The sequence below is a fragment of the Agrobacterium sp. B1(2019) genome (assembly GCF_008274755.1).
GTDB classification, from domain to species: domain Bacteria; phylum Pseudomonadota; class Alphaproteobacteria; order Rhizobiales; family Rhizobiaceae; genus Agrobacterium; species Agrobacterium salinitolerans.
On the sequence record NZ_VTPB01000001.1, the window covers coordinates 1,282,647 to 1,302,393 of the forward strand.

The 19,747-nt window shown below is 59.2% G+C and carries 21 protein-coding genes and 1 riboswitch; of the genes, 8 read left to right on the forward strand and 13 right to left on the reverse strand.

The features are described 5' to 3' along the window. Positions 1–3: 3 nt before the first annotated feature. The 3 genes from AGR1_RS06385 to crcB form a co-directional block, all read right to left on the reverse strand. Positions 4–672 carry an HAD family hydrolase gene (locus AGR1_RS06385; RefSeq protein ID WP_149146490.1) on the reverse strand — a complete coding sequence of 223 codons (669 nt, stop codon included), beginning with the start codon at positions 670–672 and terminating at the stop codon, positions 4–6. A gap of 6 nt (positions 673–678) precedes the next feature. Then, on the reverse strand, positions 679–1,668 hold the full coding sequence (locus AGR1_RS06390) for an RluA family pseudouridine synthase (protein ID WP_149146491.1): 990 nt from the start codon (positions 1,666–1,668) through the stop codon (positions 679–681). A gap of 66 nt (positions 1,669–1,734) precedes the next feature. Beyond that, positions 1,735–2,112 carry a fluoride efflux transporter CrcB gene (gene crcB / locus AGR1_RS06395; protein WP_080790768.1) on the reverse strand — a complete coding sequence of 126 codons (378 nt, stop codon included), beginning with the start codon at positions 2,110–2,112 and terminating at the stop codon, positions 1,735–1,737. Positions 2,113–2,316: 204 nt separating this feature from the next. Between crcB and AGR1_RS06400 the strand changes: the two genes are divergently transcribed. Beyond that, positions 2,317–2,619, forward strand: coding sequence for a hypothetical protein (locus tag AGR1_RS06400; protein ID WP_080790769.1), 303 nt, complete (start codon positions 2,317–2,319; stop codon positions 2,617–2,619). 234 nt (positions 2,620–2,853) lie between these two features. On the opposite strand, the gene AGR1_RS06405 is transcribed toward AGR1_RS06400, so the two are convergent. Both AGR1_RS06405 and AGR1_RS06410 read right to left on the reverse strand, forming a co-directional pair. Then, positions 2,854–3,825 (reverse strand): copper chaperone PCu(A)C, encoded by a 972-nt coding sequence (locus AGR1_RS06405; RefSeq protein WP_149146492.1) that lies wholly within the window; start codon positions 3,823–3,825, stop codon positions 2,854–2,856. 87 nt (positions 3,826–3,912) lie between these two features. Continuing rightward, positions 3,913–4,293: a hypothetical protein gene (locus AGR1_RS06410; protein ID WP_149146493.1), complete on the reverse strand. Its 381-nt coding sequence runs from the start codon at positions 4,291–4,293 to the stop codon at positions 3,913–3,915. 172 nt (positions 4,294–4,465) lie between these two features. Between AGR1_RS06410 and AGR1_RS06415 the strand changes: the two genes are divergently transcribed. The 5 genes from AGR1_RS06415 to AGR1_RS06435 all read left to right on the forward strand — a co-directional run bounded on the left by AGR1_RS06415 (position 4,466) and on the right by AGR1_RS06435 (position 10,400). Further along, entirely contained in the window at positions 4,466–4,651 is a 186-nt protein-coding gene (locus tag AGR1_RS06415; RefSeq protein ID WP_006315333.1) for a DUF3008 family protein, read from the forward strand. A 158-nt stretch (positions 4,652–4,809) separates the two neighbouring features. Then, a riboswitch (glycine riboswitch) is annotated at positions 4,810–4,897 on the forward strand. A gap of 150 nt (positions 4,898–5,047) precedes the next feature. Continuing rightward, positions 5,048–6,187 (forward strand): glycine cleavage system aminomethyltransferase GcvT, encoded by a 1,140-nt coding sequence (gene gcvT, locus AGR1_RS06420; RefSeq protein ID WP_149146494.1) that lies wholly within the window; start codon positions 5,048–5,050, stop codon positions 6,185–6,187. A 28-nt stretch (positions 6,188–6,215) separates the two neighbouring features. Next, positions 6,216–6,578: a glycine cleavage system protein GcvH gene (gene gcvH, locus AGR1_RS06425; RefSeq protein ID WP_080790774.1), complete on the forward strand. Its 363-nt coding sequence runs from the start codon at positions 6,216–6,218 to the stop codon at positions 6,576–6,578. Further along, the gene (gene gcvP / locus AGR1_RS06430) at positions 6,578–9,442 is read left to right on the forward strand and encodes an aminomethyl-transferring glycine dehydrogenase (RefSeq protein ID WP_149146495.1); all 2,865 of its coding nucleotides are present in this window, start codon (positions 6,578–6,580) and stop codon (positions 9,440–9,442) included. Before gcvH ends, gcvP begins: the two co-directional genes overlap by 1 nt. Before the next feature lie 154 nt (positions 9,443–9,596). Continuing rightward, positions 9,597–10,400, forward strand: coding sequence for an endonuclease/exonuclease/phosphatase family protein (locus tag AGR1_RS06435; RefSeq protein ID WP_149146496.1), 804 nt, complete (start codon positions 9,597–9,599; stop codon positions 10,398–10,400). 39 nt (positions 10,401–10,439) lie between these two features. On the opposite strand, the gene AGR1_RS06440 is transcribed toward AGR1_RS06435, so the two are convergent. The 6 genes from AGR1_RS06440 to cysG all read right to left on the reverse strand — a co-directional run bounded on the left by AGR1_RS06440 (position 10,440) and on the right by cysG (position 16,042). After that, positions 10,440–10,952: a hypothetical protein gene (locus AGR1_RS06440; protein WP_187772169.1), complete on the reverse strand. Its 513-nt coding sequence runs from the start codon at positions 10,950–10,952 to the stop codon at positions 10,440–10,442. 164 nt (positions 10,953–11,116) lie between these two features. Next, positions 11,117–11,929 carry a ferredoxin--NADP reductase gene (locus AGR1_RS06445; RefSeq protein WP_149146497.1) on the reverse strand — a complete coding sequence of 271 codons (813 nt, stop codon included), beginning with the start codon at positions 11,927–11,929 and terminating at the stop codon, positions 11,117–11,119. A gap of 146 nt (positions 11,930–12,075) precedes the next feature. Continuing rightward, complete coding sequence (locus AGR1_RS06450) at positions 12,076–12,582, reverse strand: DUF934 domain-containing protein (protein ID WP_149146498.1); 507 nt, start codon at positions 12,580–12,582, stop codon at positions 12,076–12,078. A 10-nt stretch (positions 12,583–12,592) separates the two neighbouring features. Further along, positions 12,593–14,263 carry a nitrite/sulfite reductase gene (locus AGR1_RS06455; RefSeq protein ID WP_149146499.1) on the reverse strand — a complete coding sequence of 557 codons (1,671 nt, stop codon included), beginning with the start codon at positions 14,261–14,263 and terminating at the stop codon, positions 12,593–12,595. An 8-nt stretch (positions 14,264–14,271) separates the two neighbouring features. Further along, positions 14,272–14,586 (reverse strand): DUF2849 domain-containing protein, encoded by a 315-nt coding sequence (locus AGR1_RS06460; protein WP_077982333.1) that lies wholly within the window; start codon positions 14,584–14,586, stop codon positions 14,272–14,274. Beyond that, positions 14,579–16,042: a siroheme synthase CysG gene (gene cysG, locus AGR1_RS06465; RefSeq protein WP_149146500.1), complete on the reverse strand. Its 1,464-nt coding sequence runs from the start codon at positions 16,040–16,042 to the stop codon at positions 14,579–14,581. The genes AGR1_RS06460 and cysG overlap by 8 nt, the downstream gene beginning before the upstream one ends. 263 nt (positions 16,043–16,305) lie before the next feature. Here cysG and AGR1_RS06475 point away from each other — a divergent pair, with 263 nt between their 5' ends. Both AGR1_RS06475 and mazG read left to right on the forward strand, forming a co-directional pair. Then, entirely contained in the window at positions 16,306–16,893 is a 588-nt protein-coding gene (locus AGR1_RS06475; RefSeq protein ID WP_080790781.1) for a nucleoside deaminase, read from the forward strand. A gap of 77 nt (positions 16,894–16,970) precedes the next feature. Continuing rightward, positions 16,971–17,816: a nucleoside triphosphate pyrophosphohydrolase gene (mazG, locus tag AGR1_RS06480; protein ID WP_149146502.1), complete on the forward strand. Its 846-nt coding sequence runs from the start codon at positions 16,971–16,973 to the stop codon at positions 17,814–17,816. A 159-nt stretch (positions 17,817–17,975) separates the two neighbouring features. On the opposite strand, the gene hflX is transcribed toward mazG, so the two are convergent. Further along, positions 17,976–19,412 carry a GTPase HflX gene (hflX, locus tag AGR1_RS06485; protein ID WP_187772067.1) on the reverse strand — a complete coding sequence of 479 codons (1,437 nt, stop codon included), beginning with the start codon at positions 19,410–19,412 and terminating at the stop codon, positions 17,976–17,978. Positions 19,413–19,504: 92 nt separating this feature from the next. After that, positions 19,505–19,747, reverse strand: coding sequence for an RNA chaperone Hfq (hfq, locus tag AGR1_RS06490; RefSeq protein WP_003496145.1), 243 nt, complete (start codon positions 19,745–19,747; stop codon positions 19,505–19,507).

Here is a 19,747-nt window from a genome sequence, read left to right on the forward strand (position 1 = left end):
AGGTTATTCAAGAATATCGGCCGGAACATAGGCCGGAATTTCGCGCGGGTGGCTGACGACCGCATCGGCGCCCGCCTTCCAGAGATCGTCAACCGAGGCATAGCCCCAGGCGACGCCGATTGCTTTCGCGCCCGCAGCCTTGGCCATCTGCATGTCGTAGATCGCATCGCCGATAACGACAGTATCGGCCGGAACCATGCCGGTTTCATGGCAGCATTCCATCATCATGGCCGGATGCGGCTTGGAGGGGCAATCATCCGCCGTGCGCGAAACGATGAAGTGATCGGCAAGGCCGTGGGTCTGCAGGATATGGGTAAGACCGCGCCGGCCCTTGCCAGTCACCGCCCCGATCAGCACATCGTCGCGTTTCGAAAGCGCATCGATCAGCGTGGCAATACCGTCGAAAAGCGGCACGGTCATTTCCGGCCGCTCCCGCAGGGGATGATAAATTTCCCTGTAGCGCTCCGTCATCGCCTTCGCTTCGTCATCCACATGCGCCTTGCCGAGCATGCGGGCAATGGCGATATCCAGCGTCAGGCCAATGATCGCCTTGGTTTCGGAGATATCGGGGCGCGGCTTGCCGAAATCAGCGAAAGTGTCAGCCATGACGGCATGGATCAGGCCGGCGCTATCCACCAGCGTTCCGTCGCAATCGAAAAGAACCAGTTTCATGGGCTGTCAGTCTTCCCTATCGCCATCGGCCACGTCGAGACCGAGCAGGTTCCAGGTTTGCACCATATGCGGCGGCAGGGGTGCGCTGACCCGAAGCCGGCCGCCATTCGGATGCGGAATATCGATATGGCGCGCATGCAGATGCAGGCGCTTCTGGATGCCGCCCGGGAAATCCCAGTTCGGATCGTCAATATAATATTTCGGATCGCCGATGATCGGGTGGCCCATGTGCAGCGCGTGCACGCGAAGCTGATGGGTGCGGCCGGTATAGGGTTCCATCTCCAGCCAGGCGAGGTTCTGCGCAGCGGTATCGATGACACGATAATAGGAAACGGCGTGATCGGCCCCCTCCTCACCGTGTTTGGCGATACGCATGCGATCACCATCCATCGTCTGTTCCTTGACCAGCCAGGTGGAAATCTTGTCCTGATGCTTGCGGGGCACGCCCTTGACCAGCGCCCAATAGGTCTTCTTGGTGTCGCGCTCGCGGAAGGCGGCGGTCAGCTTCTGCGCAGCACCGCGGGTGCGGGCAACCACCAGCACGCCCGACGTATCGCGGTCGAGGCGGTGCACCAGACGAGGCTTCTCGCCTTTCTGGCTGGTCCAGGCTTCCAGCAGCCCGTCAATATGGCGGGTGACGCCGGAGCCGCCCTGCACGGCAATGCCGGCCGGCTTATTGAAAACGAAGACCTTGTCGTCTTCATGCAGCAGCATGCGCGCCAGAAGCTCGGAATCCTCGGAATGTTTGAGGTCTCGCGATCCGATCGGGCCGCTCTTGACCTTGAGATCGGAATCGACCGGTGGAACGCGCACCATCTGTCCCGGCTGCACGCGTGCATCCGTCTTCACCCGGCCGCCGTCCACACGCACCTGGCCGGAGCGCAGAAGCTTCTGCAACTGCCCGAAACCAAGTCCAGGATAATGAATCTTGAACCAGCGATCGAGGCGCATACCGGCCTCGTCGGCCCCGACCTTGATATGCTCGATACCTGCCATGAAATTTCCAGTCTTTCTGTCCTAATCGCGCGCCCTGTTCGCCAGCGCGCCGTTTGGACCAAGCCTTTAGAACAAACTGCGGCCCAAGGCCAGCCCGGCGAAAACCGCAGCGATGGAAACCACAAGGCTTGCAAGCACGTAAACGGCGGAAAGCCCGAGTGTGCCGCGTTCGAACAGCGAGACCGCATCGAGCGAAAAGGACGAGAACGTCGTAAACCCGCCGAGCAAGCCGGTGACGATAAACAGGCGCATTTCCATCGATGCATTCAACCGCCTTGCCACGAGTTCGACCAGCAGACCGATCAGGAAAGATCCGGCCACGTTGACCGCAAGGGTTCCCCATGGAAAATTCGGGCCGGCAAACCGCATACACAAGACCCCGACCAGATAACGGAAGACGGAACCGATTGCGCCGCCTGCGGCGACAAGGGCGATATTGATCATTGGGAATTGTGTCTCCGGAAGAAATCGTCGGACCGCGCGGTCCAAGCTATTTTTAGACCATGAGAACTGCTGGCGAAACCCCATCGCCCCGTGCTTTCGGTTATTAAAATTCGATTAAATTGCAGCTCCGCGATTTAGCCTTCCGACAATGGGCAGCTGTTAATCTCCGGTTTTTCAGGGTCGGCTAAGATCGCCGGAGGTTCGATGACACAGGTTCTTTCCGTTTCCGCGAATACAGCGGCCTATGCACTCGAGGCCGTAAAACCGCCGCAACGCGTGCCGCGCAAGAGCGAGATTGAAGAGGCCATTCACGAACTGGCGCGCAAGGCCGAACACGGGGATGACTTCCAGCTCAGGGGCCTGATGACGACGATCAAGCCTCCGGCCCTCACCCTCTATTTCCTGATAGCAAGCAGCCAGCGTCAGGAGCCGCAGGCGACACTGGAGCAGGCCGTGGAGGCCTACGAGGAAAACAGCTTTACATCAAAATCTGAAAGTAATTTATAGATCAGGTAGATATATAGATATTTAAATGTGGTTTCTTCAGTTTCTCGACATATAGACGGGATCCCCGCATTCATCCTGGTGTCAGACTGATTTTCTAGAGATTTGCGACCGAGTTCCGGAAAATCTCGTGGGCGAACCCTTCCTTTTCCGCCACGGTGCTGAAGAACAAAAACGATAGATCAAAATTTGCGGCTACCGGACGTGTCACGCTTTCCGGTAGCCGTTTTTCATCGGTCAATTATGCTGGTGGTCGCCGCCGCCCTTGGCTGCGCCTGCGGACAGCACGATCTCGACCTTGCCGGCCTTTTCGAAGATGAGCGTTACCGGCACCTTGTCGCCTTCGGCAAAAGGCTTCTTCACATCGAAGAACATCATGTGCAGGCCGCCGGGCTTCAGCTCCACCGTCTGGCCGGCGGGAATGACGATTCCGTCATCCAGCTTGCGCATTTTCATGACGTCGTTGACCATGGCCATCTCGTGAATTTCAGCACGTCCGGCGGACGAAGATTCGACACCGATCAGCTTGTCGTCGCTATCGCCGGCATTCTTGATTGTGACATATCCACCGCCCACGGGCTGGCCCGGCAGCATGGCCTTGGTCGCGCCGCCCGACACTTCGAGGCTGCCGGCCTTTACGATATCCATATCCATGGCCGAGTGATCATGCCCGCCGGCATGTGCAGCTTTTGCGGTAACGCGAATGGTGGGAGCGGGACTTTTCAGGGAATGCGGATCGACGCCGGCCGCTGCCACTTCGTCCCAGGCAACCTTGCCTTTGTCGCCGCAGAGCTGCGTTACTTTGAATGGCAGGTCCTGCCCCGCCTCAATACCGGAGATTTTTCCCTGCACGGCGAAGGTGTCGTAGAATTCATCCGGCAGGTTGCCGCCCTTCCAGCGGATTTCAACCGGTCCGCTTTTAATCTCATTGCCGTGGTTCTTGTAGGCCTTCTGGTAGTCTCCCTTGATGACCTCCAGTTCCCAGCCGGCCTTCGGCTGCGGCTTGGCGGAAATGAATCCTTCCGGCAGCTTGATCTGAACTTCGGTCGTGGCGAGCCCGCCTTCGCAGCCATGCGGCACCTGGAGGGCCGCGACGATGGTGCTTTCCTGTTCGGCCGAACCGTCAACGAATGTGGCGTGGGCGAAAGCCTGCGCGGTCGATACCGAAGCGACGAAAAGGCTGCATGTGATGATCTTGGTAGTTTTCATTTGCTTGTCCCTGCGACTGCTCTCCCTCTGGGTCCGCGCAGCCGATCCGTGCCACCAAAGGCGGCGATGATACCGTAAAACGAATAATCAGTCGGACCGGGTTGGCGGGCCGCGCGCAGCGGGCTTCTGGATCGTCAGCACGGAGCGGAAGCTCCATTCCGAAGGCAGGCGATTGTCGAGCCAGGCAAATTCAGTCCTCAGCCAGCCAGCCATATCAGGCGTCGGCAGAAGAATGGATGAGGCCAGGAGGCAGGCCTCACAAAACAGGATGGCATCGCCGGAATGAGCGGGGCCTTCCTTGGTATGGGAAGCGTTGACGCCGTCGCCATGACCAAAACAGATTTCCGCAAAGGTGCCGTCCGGCAGCCGGTAACTCTCGTCAAGGACAACCAGAGAGCTGACGGCAAGCGCGGGCTTGTGGGCAAAACCGAGCGACAACATCAGGGCAGCGCAGAAAATGCGAAGCATCTTCTCCAATCCTGCCCGCCGTCGCTTTCGATCTGTATCCATACTCTACGCGATATCTCGCTTTCCTGCCGATTTCAAAGGGGAATTTTGCCGCAGGCTCGATAGTTGCGAGGGAACAATCAATGCAAGCCGGCATTTTTCTGCTGGAGCCATCGTTTCAAAGGAGGCAACCATGCCAGCCAAATCGAAAGCCCAGCAGAAAGCCGCGGGTGCGGCTCTCGCCGCCAAACGCGGCGAAGTGAAAAAATCAAGTTTACAAGGCGCTTCAAAAAGCATGGAGAAGTCTATGACAGAAAAGGAACTTGAGGATTTTGCCTCGACGAAACGGAAGGGCTTGCCGGAGAAAAAATCCGATTAGCATTGCATCTTTACGCTGGCCGAATTCCGGTCGCTGAAGCGCATCTGCAAACCTTTCTACGAGACGGCTGCTATGACGATGGCGCAGATGGAGCAAGAATCTGTTCAGATGCGTCATTTGGTCCTTGCCAATAGCCGGGCTTCGAAGATAATGAGCGCGCATCATCGTTGGGAGAAACCGCTTTAATGCGGTGCCGAAGGAGCAACCGCCCCGGAAACTCTCAGGCAAAAGGACCAGCGGTGACGACGGAACTCTGGAGAGAAGCCACCTTTAAACAGGACGGCTCGCCGAAGGGATAACAATCTCAGGCGACAAGGACAGAGGGGGCTCTTGAACCCGGCGCATCGCGCCATGACCTGAGCCCGCGCGATCATTCGCGCAACCCTGGAGGCGTCCTTGGACGATACCGCCGCGCTGAAAACCACGCCGCTTCATTCCCTGCACATATCGCTTGGCGCCCGCATGGTGCCATTTGCCGGTTACGACATGCCTGTGCAATATCCGGCCGGTGTGTTGAAGGAGCACCTTCAGACCCGCACCTCCGCCGGCCTGTTCGACGTGTCCCATATGGGCCAGGTGATCCTGAAGGCAAAGTCCGGCGACAATGCCGATGCCGCGCTCGCGCTCGAAAAACTGGTGCCGGTGGATATTCTCGGCCTGAAGGAAGGCCGGCAGCGTTACGGTTTCTTCACCGACGAAAACGGCGGTATCCTCGACGACCTGATGATCACCAATCGCGGCGATCATCTTTTTGTTGTCGTCAACGCCGCCTGCAAGGATGCCGATGTCGCCCATATGAAGGCGCATCTTTCCGATGCTTGCGAGATAACGCTTCGCGACGACCGGGCGCTGATCGCGCTTCAGGGACCGCGCGCGGAAGAGGTGCTGGCGGAGCTTTGGACGGGCGTATCCGACATGAAATTCATGGATGTGCAGGAAGTGCCGCTGCACGACGTACCCTGCATCGTCTCCCGCTCCGGTTACTCCGGTGAAGACGGTTTTGAAATCTCCGTGCCTGCGGACAAGGCAGAAGAGATCGCCAGAGCCTTGCTCGAACATCCCGATTGCGAGCCAATCGGGCTTGGCGCGCGCGACAGCCTGCGCCTCGAAGCCGGACTTTGTCTCTACGGCAACGATATCGACACCACGACCTCCCCCATCGAAGCGTCGCTTGAATGGGCGATCCAGAAGGCACGCCGCGCCGGTGGTGATCGCGAAGGCAGTTTCCCGGGGGCGAAACGCATTCTTGGCGAACTCAAGGATGGCACCGCGCGCCGCCGCGTCGGCCTGAAACCCGAAGGCAAGGCGCCGGTGCGCGGCCATTCGAAGCTTTTCGCAGATGCCGAAGGCAAGACGGAAATCGGTGAAGTCACCTCAGGCGGTTTCGGCCCATCGGTCGAAGGTCCCGTCGCCATGGGTTACGTGCCTGTTTCCCACGCTGCTCCCGGTACAGCTGTTTTTGCGGAAGTGCGCGGCAAATACCTGCCCGTCACCGTCGCCGCCCTGCCCTTCATCAAGCCCACTTATAAACGATAATCTTCATCCCATCTCCGGAGAGAATACGATGCTGAAATTTACCGCAGAACACGAATGGCTGAAGTTCGAAGGCGACGTCGCCACCGTTGGCATTACCAGCCACGCCGCTGAACAGCTCGGCGACCTCGTCTTCGTCGAATTGCCGGAAGTGGGTGCCACCTTCGCCAAGGATGGCGACGCGGCGACCGTTGAATCCGTGAAGGCTGCCTCTGACGTCTATTGTCCGCTGGATGGCGAAGTGGTGGAAATCAATCAGGCGATCGTTGATGATCCCTCGCTGGTCAATTCCGACCCGCAGGGCGCGGGCTGGTTCTTCAAGCTTAAGCTTTCCAACGCTGCGGATGCCGAGACGCTGCTCGACGAAGCAGCCTACAAGGAGCTGATCGCGTAATGACGACGCCCACCGAATTCCATTTTACCGACTATCAGCCCTATGATTTCGCCAACCGGCGTCACATCGGGCCGTCGCCGTCGGAAATGGCGGAGATGCTGAAGGTCGTCGGCTATAAGAGCCTCGACGCACTGATCGACGCCACCGTTCCCTCCTCCATCCGCCAGAAGGTGCCGCTGACCTGGGGTGCGGCGCTGACCGAACGCGAGGCGCTCGACCGTCTTCGCGAAACGGCCAACAAGAACCAGGTGCTGACCTCGCTGATCGGTCAGGGCTATTACGGCACCATCACCCCGCCGGTCATTCAGCGCAATATTCTGGAAAACCCGGCCTGGTACACGGCCTATACGCCCTACCAGCCGGAAATCAGCCAGGGCCGCCTTGAGGCGCTGCTGAATTACCAGACCATGGTCTGCGATCTGACCGGTCTCGATGTCGCCAACGCATCTCTGCTGGATGAGGCGACGGCGGCTGCCGAAGCCATGGCCATGTGCCAGCGCGTCGCCAAGTCCAAGGCGACGGCCTTCTTCGTTGACGCCAACTGCCACCCGCAGACCATCGCGCTGATCGAGACCCGTGCGGCCCCGCTGGGCTGGAAGGTGATCATCGGCAATCCCTTTACCGATCTTGATCCTGTCGACGTGTTCGGCGCGATCTTCCAGTATCCCGGCACCCACGGCCATGTCAGCGATTTTTCCGGCCTGATTTCACGCCTGCACCAGACGGGCGCGATTGCCGCCGTCGCCGCCGATCTGCTGGCGCTGACGCTGCTCAAATCTCCCGGCGAAATGGGCGCGGATATCGCCATCGGCACGTCGCAGCGTTTTGGCGTTCCGGTTGGTTACGGCGGTCCACACGCGGCCTATATGGCGGTCAAGGATGCGCACAAGCGTTCCATGCCCGGCCGTCTGGTTGGCGTCTCCGTCGATGCGCGCGCCAATCGCGCCTATCGCCTGTCGCTGCAGACGCGCGAGCAGCATATCCGTCGCGAAAAGGCCACTTCCAACATCTGCACGGCGCAGGTACTGCTGGCTGTCATGGCCTCCATGTACGGCGTCTTCCACGGCCCGCAGGGCATCAAGGCGATTGCCCAGCAGACCCACCAGAAGGCCGTTCTGATGGCCAAGGGCCTTGAGAAACTTGGCTACGTCATCGAGCCGGAAACCTTCTTTGACACGATCACCGTCGATGTCGGCCATATGCAGGGTGTCATCCTGCGCTCGGCTGTGGCGGAAGGCGTGAACCTGCGCAAGGTCGGTGCGACCAAGATCGGCATGAGCCTTGACGAGCGCACGCGCCCGGCGACGCTTGAGGCCGTGTGGCGGGCGTTCGGCGGCAATTTTTCGATTTCGGATTTCGAGCCGGAATATCGCCTGCCGAAAGAACTGCTGCGTACCAGCCAGTACATGACGCATCCGATCTTCCACATGAACCGCGCCGAAAGCGAGATGACCCGTTACATCCGCCGTCTTTCGGACCGCGATCTGGCGCTCGACCGCTCGATGATCCCGCTCGGTTCCTGCACCATGAAACTGAATGCGACAGCGGAAATGCTGCCGATCACCTGGCCGGAATTTTCCGACATCCATCCCTTCGTGCCGGCCAATCAGGCGCTCGGTTACAAGGAGATGATCGACGATCTCTCCGAGAAGCTTTGCTCGGTCACTGGTTACGACGCCTTCTCCATGCAGCCGAATTCCGGCGCGCAGGGGGAATATGCGGGGCTTCTGACCATCCGCAACTATCACTTGGCCAATGGCGACAGCCATCGCGATATATGCCTCATTCCAACGTCCGCGCATGGCACCAACCCGGCCTCGGCGCAGATGGCCGGTATGAAGGTGGTGCCGGTGAGGGCACGCGATAACGGTGACATCGATATCGATGATTTCCGCGCAAAAGCAGAGCAGTATGCGGAAAACCTCTCGTGCTGCATGATCACCTACCCGTCCACCCACGGCGTGTTCGAGGAGACGGTTCGCGAGATTTGCGAGATCACCCACAAGCATGGTGGACAGGTCTATCTCGACGGGGCCAACATGAACGCCATGGTCGGCCTCGCCCGTCCCGGCGATATCGGCTCTGACGTTTCCCACCTCAACCTGCACAAGACTTTCTGCATTCCGCATGGCGGCGGCGGTCCGGGCATGGGGCCGATTGGCGTCAAGGCGCATCTGGCGCCTCACCTGCCTGGCCATCCGGCGACGGACGGTCGTGAGGGTGCGGTGTCTGCTGCCCCGTTCGGCTCACCATCGATCCTGCCGATCTCCTGGAGCTATTGCCTGATGATGGGCGGCGAAGGGCTGACGCAGGCGACCAAGGTGGCGATCCTCAACGCCAACTACATCGCTGAACGGCTGAAGGGCGCTTATGATGTGCTTTACAAGTCCGAAACGGGACGCGTGGCGCATGAGTGCATCATCGACACCCGCCCGCTGGCAGACAGCTGCGGTGTGACTGTTGACGATGTCGCAAAGCGCCTCATCGATTGCGGTTTCCATGCGCCGACCATGAGCTGGCCGGTTGCCGGAACGCTGATGATCGAGCCGACGGAATCCGAGACCAAGGCGGAAATCGACCGTTTCTGCGATGCCATGCTGGCGATCCGCGAGGAAGCCCGCGACATCGAGGAAGGCCGTGCGGACAAGAGCAACAATCCGCTGAAGAACGCGCCGCACACGGTGGAAGACCTCGTCGGCGAATGGGATCGTCCCTATAGCCGCGAAAAGGGCTGCTTCCCGCCCGGTGCCTTCCGCATCGACAAATACTGGTCGCCGGTCAACCGCATCGACAACGTTTATGGCGACCGCAACCTCATCTGCACCTGCCCGCCAATGGAGGCTTACGCCGAAGCGGCGGAATAAGGCATCGGAGCAAACCGACATGCGAAGGCCCGGAGCAATCCGGGCCTTTTCCGTCAAGGCGGTATCTTTGCTATCTCGCTCACGCCTTCGCATGGTTGATCACGGCATATCCCGTGTTAAACAGATGACGCTGCGACATGGGGATGGAGTTGGAATGCGTCTGATTTGCCTGAACGGTTGGGGCGGAAAGCTCCACGATGAACTTGTCCCGTATATTGTCTTGTCCAACCCCGATATCCTATGTCTGCAGGAGGTGGTGCACACGCCGTCCGCGACGCACGATTGGCTGAGTTATCGTGATCAAGGTATCGAACTGCCGCAGAGGGCGAATTTCCTGCGTGATGTCGCCGAGGCCTTGCCGGATCATGTGGCAATATTTTGCCCCGCGGCGCAGGGCGATCTCTGGCAGGGCGAGACTCGATATTCTTCCCAATGGGGACTGGCGACATTCGTACGCAAGTCCATAGCCATCGTTGCACAGGCGCAGGGGTTTGTGCATGGAGCCTTCTCCGCGGATGGATATGGCGATCATCCACGTTCACGCACGGGCCACGCCATCAGGGTTTTTGACTTCACGATCGGTCAGCCCGCCGTGATCGCCCACATGCACGGGCTGCGAGACCCCAACGGCAAGCACGACACCCCCGATCGTCTGGCGCAGGCAAAACGTCTCGTCCAACTTGTAAAAAACATTGCGGAGGATGGCGACAGGATCGTCATCTGCGGCGACTTTAATGTCCTGCCAGAGAGCCAAACCTTTGCCATACTCAAGGAATTGGACCTCGTCGAGCTTGTCACCACGCGCGGCTTTACCGACACTCGGACCTCACATTACCCCAAACAGAACCGCTATGCGGATTACGTGTTGGTCAATGAGGCTGTGAAGATCGACTGCTTTGACGTGGTGAAAAGGCCGGAAGTATCGGACCACTGCCCTCTGCTCCTGGAATTCCACTGACAATTCGGGTTGCCTTTTCCGACATCGTCATTTTCTCGATCAGCGCACCAGCCTTATATCGCTCGTTACCACCGTCTTGCCTGTCTTCCCATCCTTGTCCGTGGTGCGCAGCCGCAGGCCGTTATCGCCGACTTTCTCTATGGTCATGGCGGCGGTACGGTCACCATTAATGTTGCGTTGCCAGCGGACAGTGAGATTGATCGCATTTCCCCGACGATTACCAGCGAGCGCGGAAGGGCGGCCGGAAGGTCCCGTGTAGGTGCCGCTGTAACGCGCGCCGCTGGCAGCCAGATCGGCGGCGATGGAGCGTTTTACCACGAGGAGTCCCCGGCAGGTGCCAGACATGCGCAGCGCCGTTTGCCGAGCGTTGGAATTCAGCGTGCAATTTACGTTGATTGCCGGCCTGCCTATGCGGGTTATCACCGTCCCCTTCCCGGTCCACGTGCCCTGAAGCGACGACAGAAAGGTGCTTTCATCGGCGGCGGCCGGCCGCATGGCAAAAAAACCTGCCGTAACGGCAATGATCGTGGCGCTGATTGTTCCGTTTCTCATCATGGAGCGGTTACGTCGGTTTGGTTTCGTTCAAACGCTAACGCGCCATCGCGCTCGGATGTTCCATCGCGATGATGCCGCACAGGTCAGCCAATCGGCTTTATAAACAAAAAAGGAGGCCCAAAGGCCCCCTGGTCTTTATTCAATTGTATGGAAATCCGGCGTCAACCGACGAACGCCCGCTCGATCACGAATTCGGCCGGCTTGTTGTTGGCGCCTTCGTTAAGGCCTGCCTTTTCAAGCAGTTCCTTGGTGTCCTTGAGCATCGCCGAAGAACCGCAGATCATGCCGCGATCGACTTCGGGATCGAGCGTCGGCACACCAAGATCAGCAAACAGCTTGCCGTTCTCGATCAGCGTGGTGATGCGGCCCTTGAAGGGGTAATCTTCGCGGGTGACGGTCGCATAATGCTTCAGCTTGTCGCCGACGATCTCGTTCAGGAATTCGTGGTTGCGGATTTCCTCAATCAGATCGAAGCCGTATTTCAGCTCGGCCACGTCACGGCAGGTATGGGTGAGGATGACTTCCTCGAACTTCTCATAGGTCTCCGGGTCACGGATCAGGCTCGCGAAAGGAGCGATGCCGGTGCCGGTGGAGAACATGTAAAGCCGTCTGCCGGGCGTCAGCGCATCCAGAACCAGCGTGCCTGTCGGCTTCTTACGCATCAGGACGGTATCGCCGGGCTTGATCGCCTGAAGATGCGATGTCAGCGGGCCATCCGGAACCTTGATCGAGAAGAATTCCAGTTCCTCGTCCCAGGCGGGGCTGGCGATGGAATAGGCGCGGTAGATCGGCTTGTCGCCGACCATCAAGCCGATCATGGCGAATTCGCCGGAACGGAAACGAAAACCCGCCGGACGCGTCATGCGGAAACGGAACAGGTGATCCGTATAATGCTCCACCGATAAAACCGTCTCGGCGTAAACACCGTCAGGTATCTTGATCGCGAAATCTTCCGTCTTGGCTGGCGCGTTCATTTCAGGTTCCGTCCATTCTTATTGGATGCGACATTCTCCGACCGGGCAATTATACCATTTTTGCTCGGGTTTGAAGGCATGAGAATGTCAATACTGCCATGTGCGTAGGAAATATGTATATAAAACCCATATTTCCACGCAACGTGTCATAGAGACGCACGACGACGCCAGCTATAGGCCTCGCCGCCACTCGCCGGCTTGGCTGTCGGCTGATAATAAACCGGAATTTCCGGCAGGCGATTTTCGGACAAACGGCTGATGGCCGTGCCGTTCGTCACCGCAAAGCTGGTGAAGCCGGTGCGCAGCATCAGCGGCACCTGATCGATCAGGATGTCGCCAACCGCCCTCACCTCGCCCGCAAAATCAAGACGGCTGCGCAGCAACGAGGCGTGGCTGAACCCGCGACCGTCATTGAAGGCCGGGAAGCTTACGGCGACGAGGTCGATACGGTCGAGATAAGGTCCAAGCCGCGTCACATCGTCGGCGGGCGTGATCAGAACACCGAGGCCGATATCGTTACTTTCGGCGGCACGAACCAGAAAATCGGCAAGTGACAGCACCGGCTTTTGCTCCGCCGTCGCTTTCACTTCTTCCGTTTCAATCACCCAGGGATCGTTTTCCACGAAGCCGTCGCGGTTCCAGATTTTCGTCATGGTGTTCTCCTCAGGCGGCTTCAGCGGCGGAACCGTAGAGCGCATCCTTGAACGGCTGCGGCCCGACACGGCGATAGGCTTCGAGGAAGTTTTCCTCCTTCGAAAGGCGCAAGCCAAGATAGGTGTCAACGATGGTTTCCACCGCGTCCGTCACTTTTTCCGGCTCGAAGCCACGGCCGATGATCTCACCGATCGAGGTGTTCTCGTCGCCCGATCCGCCAAGCGTGATCTGGTAGAGTTCCGCACCCTTCTTTTCCACACCCAGCAGGCCGATATGGCCGACGTGGTGGTGACCGCAGGCATTGATGCATCCGGAAATCTTGATCTTCAGCTCACCGATTTCCGCCTGGCGCTCCGGCGAGCCGAAACGGGTGGAAATTTCCTGCGCCACCGGAATGGAGCGCGCATTGGCGAGCGCGCAATAGTCCAGCCCGGGACAGGCAATGATATCGGTGATGAGCCCGGCATTGGCGGTCGCAAGTCCAGCGCCCACCAGCGCGCGATAAACCGGCTCGAGATCGGCCAGCGCCACATGCGGCAGTATGATGTTCTGCTCATGGCTGATACGGATTTCGTCGAAGGCATATTCCGCGGCGATATCGGCGACGAGTTCCATCTGTTCGTCCGTCGCATCCCCCGGAATCCCGCCGATCGGCTTCAGCGAAATCGTCACCATGCCGTAGTCAGGATGCTTATGCGGCGCGACGTTCTGCTCGACAAAACGGGCAAAGCCTTCATCGGCCCGCTTCCAGCGCGCCAGGCTTTCCCAGCCTTCCGGCCGGTCCTTCAGCACCGGCGGCGCGAAATAAGCGGTGATTGCCGCGATATCGGCATCGGGAAGCTTCAACTCGGTGTTCTTGAGTTCGGCGAATTCGACCTCGACCTGGCGGGCCAATTCTTCCGCACCGGTCTCGTGCACGAGGATCTTGATGCGCGCCTTGTATTTATTGTCGCGACGGCCATGCAGGTTATAAACGCGCATGATCGCCGTGGTGTAGGACAACAGGTCCTCTTCCGGCAGGAAGTCGCGAATTTTCTTGGCGATCATCGGCGTGCGACCCTGTCCGCCGCCGACATAGACGGCGAACCCGATCTCACCCTTGTCGTTCTTTTTGAGATGCAGGCCGATATCGTGAACCTGAATGGCCGCACGGTCGCGCTCGGCGCCGGTGACAGCGATCTTGAACTTGCGCGGCAGGAAGGAGAATTCCGGGTGCACGGAAGACCACTGACGCAGGATTTCCGCATAGGGGCGCGGATCGGCGACCTCATCGGCAGCCGCGCCAGCGAAATGATCGGCGGTAACGTTGCGAATGCAGTTGCCAGAGGTCTGGAGCGCGTGCATTTCCACGCCCGCCAGTTCGGAGAGGATATCCGGCGTGTCCGACAGGCGCGGCCAGTTGTACTGGATGTTCTGACGGGTGGTGAAGTGGCCGTAACCCCGGTCATATTTGCGGGCGATATGGGCCAGCATCCGCATCTGCTTCGAATTCAGCGTGCCGTAGGGAATGGCGACGCGCAGCATATAGGCGTGCAGCTGAAGATAGACGCCGTTCATCAGGCGCAGCGGCTTGAACGCATCTTCGGCCAGTTCGCCGGACAACCGGCGTTCGACCTGGTCGCGAAACTGCGCCACGCGGCCTTCAACAAATGCGTGATCGAACTCGTCGTAACGGTACATATTCTTCCTCAGACTGCGATGAATGCTGCATCGGCCGGCTTGTAACCGGCGGCATAGTGCATGGTCGGGCCGGCGGCGCGGATGCGTTCGCGAAGACGCGTCGGCCAGAGCTTGCCATTCTCCTCGACGACGTCGATGATGGCCACATCAACGACCTTGTTGGCGGAAAAATCCCGCTTGCCGATTTCCTCGAGCGAGGCGACGGCCTCCGCATGGCGGGCAACGATAGCGCCCTGCAGGTTCTCCGTCCACTCCCCGTTGGCATCGAGCCAGACGGCGATGCCATCGCTCAGCCGGTTGGCGGTCAAAACCTTGTCAGCCATTTACATACTCCCGTTTGAAATCCGCTGGCCGCACTGACGATGCAAGCGCCTCGGACCTGTCAAAATTAGCGCCCGCCACCGCATCGCCAATGATGACCATGACCGGGCCGGTCAGTTCATCGTGATGTTCGAGCTCGGGCAGATCGTTCAGTGTGCCATGCAGCAGGCGGCGATCCGCGCGGCTGGCGTTTTCTATGACGGCGACGGTGGTTTCCACACCAAGCCCTGCGTCGATCAGCCGCTTCGCGACCGAAGCAGCAACACTGCGGCCCATATAGACGGCGATGGTGGCGCCGGAAACCGCAAGCCGCGCCCAGTCGGGCAGAACATCGCCCGCCAGATCGTGGCCGGTGGTGAAAATCAGCGATGAAGCGACACCGCGCAGCGTCAGCGGCAATTCGAAATCCGCAGCCGCGGCAAAGGCCGAGGTGATGCCGGGGACGATCTCATAGGCAATACCGGCATCGCGCAGCGCCGCCATTTCTTCGCCCGCCCGGCCATAGACCAGCGGATCGCCGGATTTGAGGCGCACGACGCGCTTGCCATCTTTGCCGAGGCGCACCAGCAGGCGGTTGATCTCATCCTGCGATTTGCTGTGGCAGCCCTTGCGCTTGCCAACGGAGAGGCGCTCGGCGTCGCGGCGCCCCATATCGACAATCGCCTGCGGCACAAGCGCGTCGTAAACGATCACATCGGCTTCCATCAGTACGCGCTGCGCGCGCAGCGTCAGCAGATCTTCAGCGCCCGGTCCCGCGCCGACGAGCCAGATACGGCCTTCGCTGCGTTCGGGCGATTGCAACAGGCGGTCGACGGCCTGACGGGCGGAGAACGTGTCGCCAACGGCGACGGCATCCGCCACCGCACCTGAAAAGAACCGTCGCCAGAAATTGCGCCGCAAGGCGCCCTTCGGCACGTTCTCCTCGGCCGCACCACGATACTGCACGGCAAGGCGCGCAAGCTTGCCAAGCGACGGCGACAGCATCTGGTCAATGCGGGCGCGGATCATCTGGGCGAGAACAGGCCCTGCCCCTTCCGTGCCGATAGCCACGGCGACGGGCGCGCGGGCGACGAGCGCGGGGGTAAAGAAATCGCAGAATTCCGGCTGATCCACCGCATTGGCAGGGATTTTCGCGGCGCGGGCGACGGTGACGATTTCACGGTCCAGCGCCTCATCGCCGGTAGCGGCGAAGACCAGCGTGGCGCCTTCGATCATTTCGCCGGCGAAAGCCAAAGCCCGATGATCAATGCCGTTTTCGCTGATATAACGGGCAAAATCGGCTTCCGGCTGATCGGCATAGGCAATGATATGCGCGCTGGTATTGGCGAGAAGCCTTACCTTCGCGAAGGCTTCATCGCCATTTCCGAAAACAGCGACCTGCCGCCCCTCGACCCGGAAGAAAGCGGGGAAGGTTGAAAGGCGGTCGCCAGCAGCAGAAAAATCGTGTTCGTTGTGCATTGGACATATATCCCGCATAGCGGTGCAAGATTGAAGAAACAGAAATTCAAGCCTTTCCGGCACCTGGATTTTTATTTCTCGAAGACCGCGGTTTTGGAGGAAAACAAACCGGCGATGCTTTTCCACACCCGCGCAAGCTCTGAGAATCCCCTCGCAATCCCTTGACAAAGCGGGTCCCCACGCCGAACAAGGAGCGATCATCGACTGTCGATTTTCCCATGCGAAGACCGTTTTTCCTTAAAGCGGCACGAAGGACCAGCCCCTTGACCAGCACCACCCTAGCCGCCCGCCTTCTCGATGTCATCGAACACGATATTCTGCCCTTGACGGCGCGTGGCGTCAGCCTTGGCAACAAGGTTTTCGGTGCGGCGATCCTGCGAAAATCGGACCTGTCGCTGGTGGTCGCCGAGACCAATAACGAGCTGGAAAATCCGCTCTGGCATGGTGAAGTGCACACGCTGAAGCGGTTTTACGAGCTGGGCGAAAAGCCGAACACGAAGGAACTGATTTTTCTCTCCACCCACGAACCCTGCACCATGTGCATGTCCGCCATCACCTGGGCCGGTTTCGACAATTTCTATTCCTTCTTCAGCCACGAGGATTCCCGCGACGCTTTCGCGATCCCGCATGACCTGAAAATCCTCAAGGAGGTCTTCGGACTGGAACCGGGCGGCTATCGCCGCAACAATGCGTTCTGGAATTCGTATTTCATCGCTGATCTGGTGGAGCGTGAAGAGGACCCGCTGAAAACCGCGTTGAAAACGCAGACGGCCCGTATCAAGGCCGCTTATGACGATCTTTCCACCAGCTATCAGTCGTCCAAGACCGGAAACGACATCCCATTGAACTAGGACATTTCCGAAGGAAGTGCGTGGCGGTTTTTCCGTCCAGACGTTGCGCAGAAACAAAAACGAAGGTTTGAGACATTATGGAAGCCTCGAAGGATATTTCCCGCCTGATCGAGATCATGGAAGCGCTGCGTCAGCCGGAAACCGGCTGCCCCTGGGACGTCGTGCAGACCTTCGAGACAATCAAGCCCTATACGATCGAAGAAGCTTATGAAGTTGCCGACGCCATCGAACGCAAGGATATGGACGATCTTTGCGAGGAGTTGGGCGACCTGCTGTTACAGGTGGTTTTCCATGCCCGTATTGCCGAAGAGCTGGGCGAATTCACCTTCGGCGATGTGGTGCAGGCCGTCACCGCGAAGATGATCCGCCGTCATCCCCATGTCTTCGCCGTATCCGACGCCGACACGCCGGACGGCGTCAAACTGCAATGGGATCGCATCAAGGCGGAAGAGAAACGCGAGCGTGCAGAGCGACGCGCGCGACGGGGCATCACCGAGGATTTCAAGGCAGGTTTTCTGGGCGGCGTACAGCGTAGCCAGCCGGCGCTGACCGAGGCCCTGAAGCTACAGGAACAGGCAGCGCGTGCCGGTTTCGACTGGTCGAACCCCGCTCCCATTCTCGACAAGATCGAGGAGGAAATCGCCGAACTGCGTGAGGCGCTGGCGGAAGGAAAACCGGAAAAGGTCTCGGACGAGCTCGGCGATCTCATTTTTGCCCTCGTCAACATCGGGCGGCATGTCAAAGCCGATCCGGAAGATGCGCTGCGCGGTACGAATACGAAATTCCGCAGACGTTTCAATCACATTGAAACGTCGCTCAGCCAAAATGGCGAGACACTGGAAGAAGCGAGTCTCGAGAGAATGGAAGATCTCTGGCAGGCGGCGAAACGCATCGAACGGTCACTTGATACGGTTTCATCCTAGCCCACCGTCACCCCGGATTTAGTCCGGGGTCCAGTGCGATCAAGTCCTTGATCGCAAAAGACTCGTTTTTCACGACGCAGACGCGTCGTGGCTGGGTTCCGGCTCAAGGCCGGAATGACTGGGAGAGGTTTTCGCGCCTTATAATCGTCCCAGGAACGCTCAGCGCTCCCAGTCCTCGCGTTCGCGGACAGTCGCTTTACCAAGCTTCCGCTCCAGTTCGGCCGCCTGTGCTTCCGACAGGCGCACATCAAGCGCAACCGATCCATCCTCATGGTCTTCACGACCGTCGACAATGGAATTGCTATAGACCCACGAAATTAACGGCAATTGTTCGACGGAAAGCAATACCGTCGTTTCCGTCAAAACACCGGAAAGACGCTTTGAAATCTCGTCCATCAAGGCATCGACGCCCTCGCCCGTTATGGCCGAAACAGCGCGGATATCGGAACGACCTTCGGCGCGCTGCATGATGGCGTCATGCGCTTCCGGCTCGAGACGGTCGACCTTGTTCCAGACCTCGATGATGCGCTTTTCCGCTTCCTTCTCGTCAATGCCGAGGTCGCCGAGAATACGCAGCACATCCGCAGACTGGGCGGCATTGTCCGGATCGGACATATCGCGCACATGCAGAACGAGATCGGCTTCCAGCACCTCTTCCAGAGTGGCGCGGAAAGCGGCGACCAAATGTGTCGGAAGATCGGAAATGAAACCAACCGTATCGGACAGGATGACGGTGCGGCCATGCGGCAGCTTCATGCGGCGCAAGGTCGGGTCGAGCGTGGCGAACAGCATATCCTCGGCCAGAACACCAGCGCCGGTGATGCGGTTGAACAGCGTGGATTTGCCGGCATTGGTGTAACCGACCAGCGCGACGATCGGATGCGGCACCTTGCGGCGCTTGGCGCGGTGTAGCTGGCGCGTGCGCACCACCTGCTCCAGCTCGCGCTCCAGCTTGACGATGCGTTCCTGCAAAAGCCGGCGGTCGGCTTCGATCTGGGTTTCCCCCGGACCACCCATGAAACCCGCACCGCCGCGCTGGCGCTCAAGGTGGGTCCAGCTCCGGACGAGGCGGCCCTTCTGGTAGTTCAGATGCGCAAGATCGACCTGCAGCGTGCCTTCCTTGGTGGAGGCGCGGCGGCCGAAGATCTCAAGGATCAGGCCCGTGCGGTCGATGACCTTGCAATTCCACTGCTTTTCGAGATTGCGCTGCTGCACCGGGGTCAGCGGATGATCGACGATCACCAGGCCGGAATCGGTCTCGTCGAGAAGATGACCGATTTCTTCGATCTTGCCGGTTCCGAACAGCGAGGCCGGGCGCGGCTGGTTCACCGGAACGATAAGACCCTGCGTCACCTCCAGATCGATGGCGAGCGCCAGTCCCTTTGCTTCCTCAAGCTTTGCTTCGACCGAACGACCGGGGGCAGCTGGGCCGGCAGCCGCATCGCGGGTTTCGCGCTGCTTGAGGACCGGCACGAGGACGACCGCACGCATATCGTCGCGGCGCTTTTCCTGCTCCGGAATAATCGATTCGTTCGAAGTGTCGCGCGTTGAAATGGGCTCAGCCTTGTTCACAAAGATAATTGCGGCCGACCGCATCCGCGCGGGCGGCCATGGAAATTAACCGAACCGCGCGGGAAATGTTCCCGGTCCGGGTCAGTCTACGTCGAATATCCGTCGAGAGAGCCCGATCAGGCAGCGCCTTCTTCGCTTTCGAACATCTGCATCGGCTGGCCGGGCATGATGGTGGAGATCGCGTGCTTGTAGACAAGCTGCGAATGACCGTCACGGCGCAGAAGCACGCAGAAATTGTCGAAGGAGGTGACAACGCCCGTCAGCTTGACGCCGTTGATCAGGAAAATCGTGAGCGAAATCTTTTGCTTACGAACGGTATTGAGGAAGAGATCCTGAAGGTTTTGAGAACGTTCCGCCAT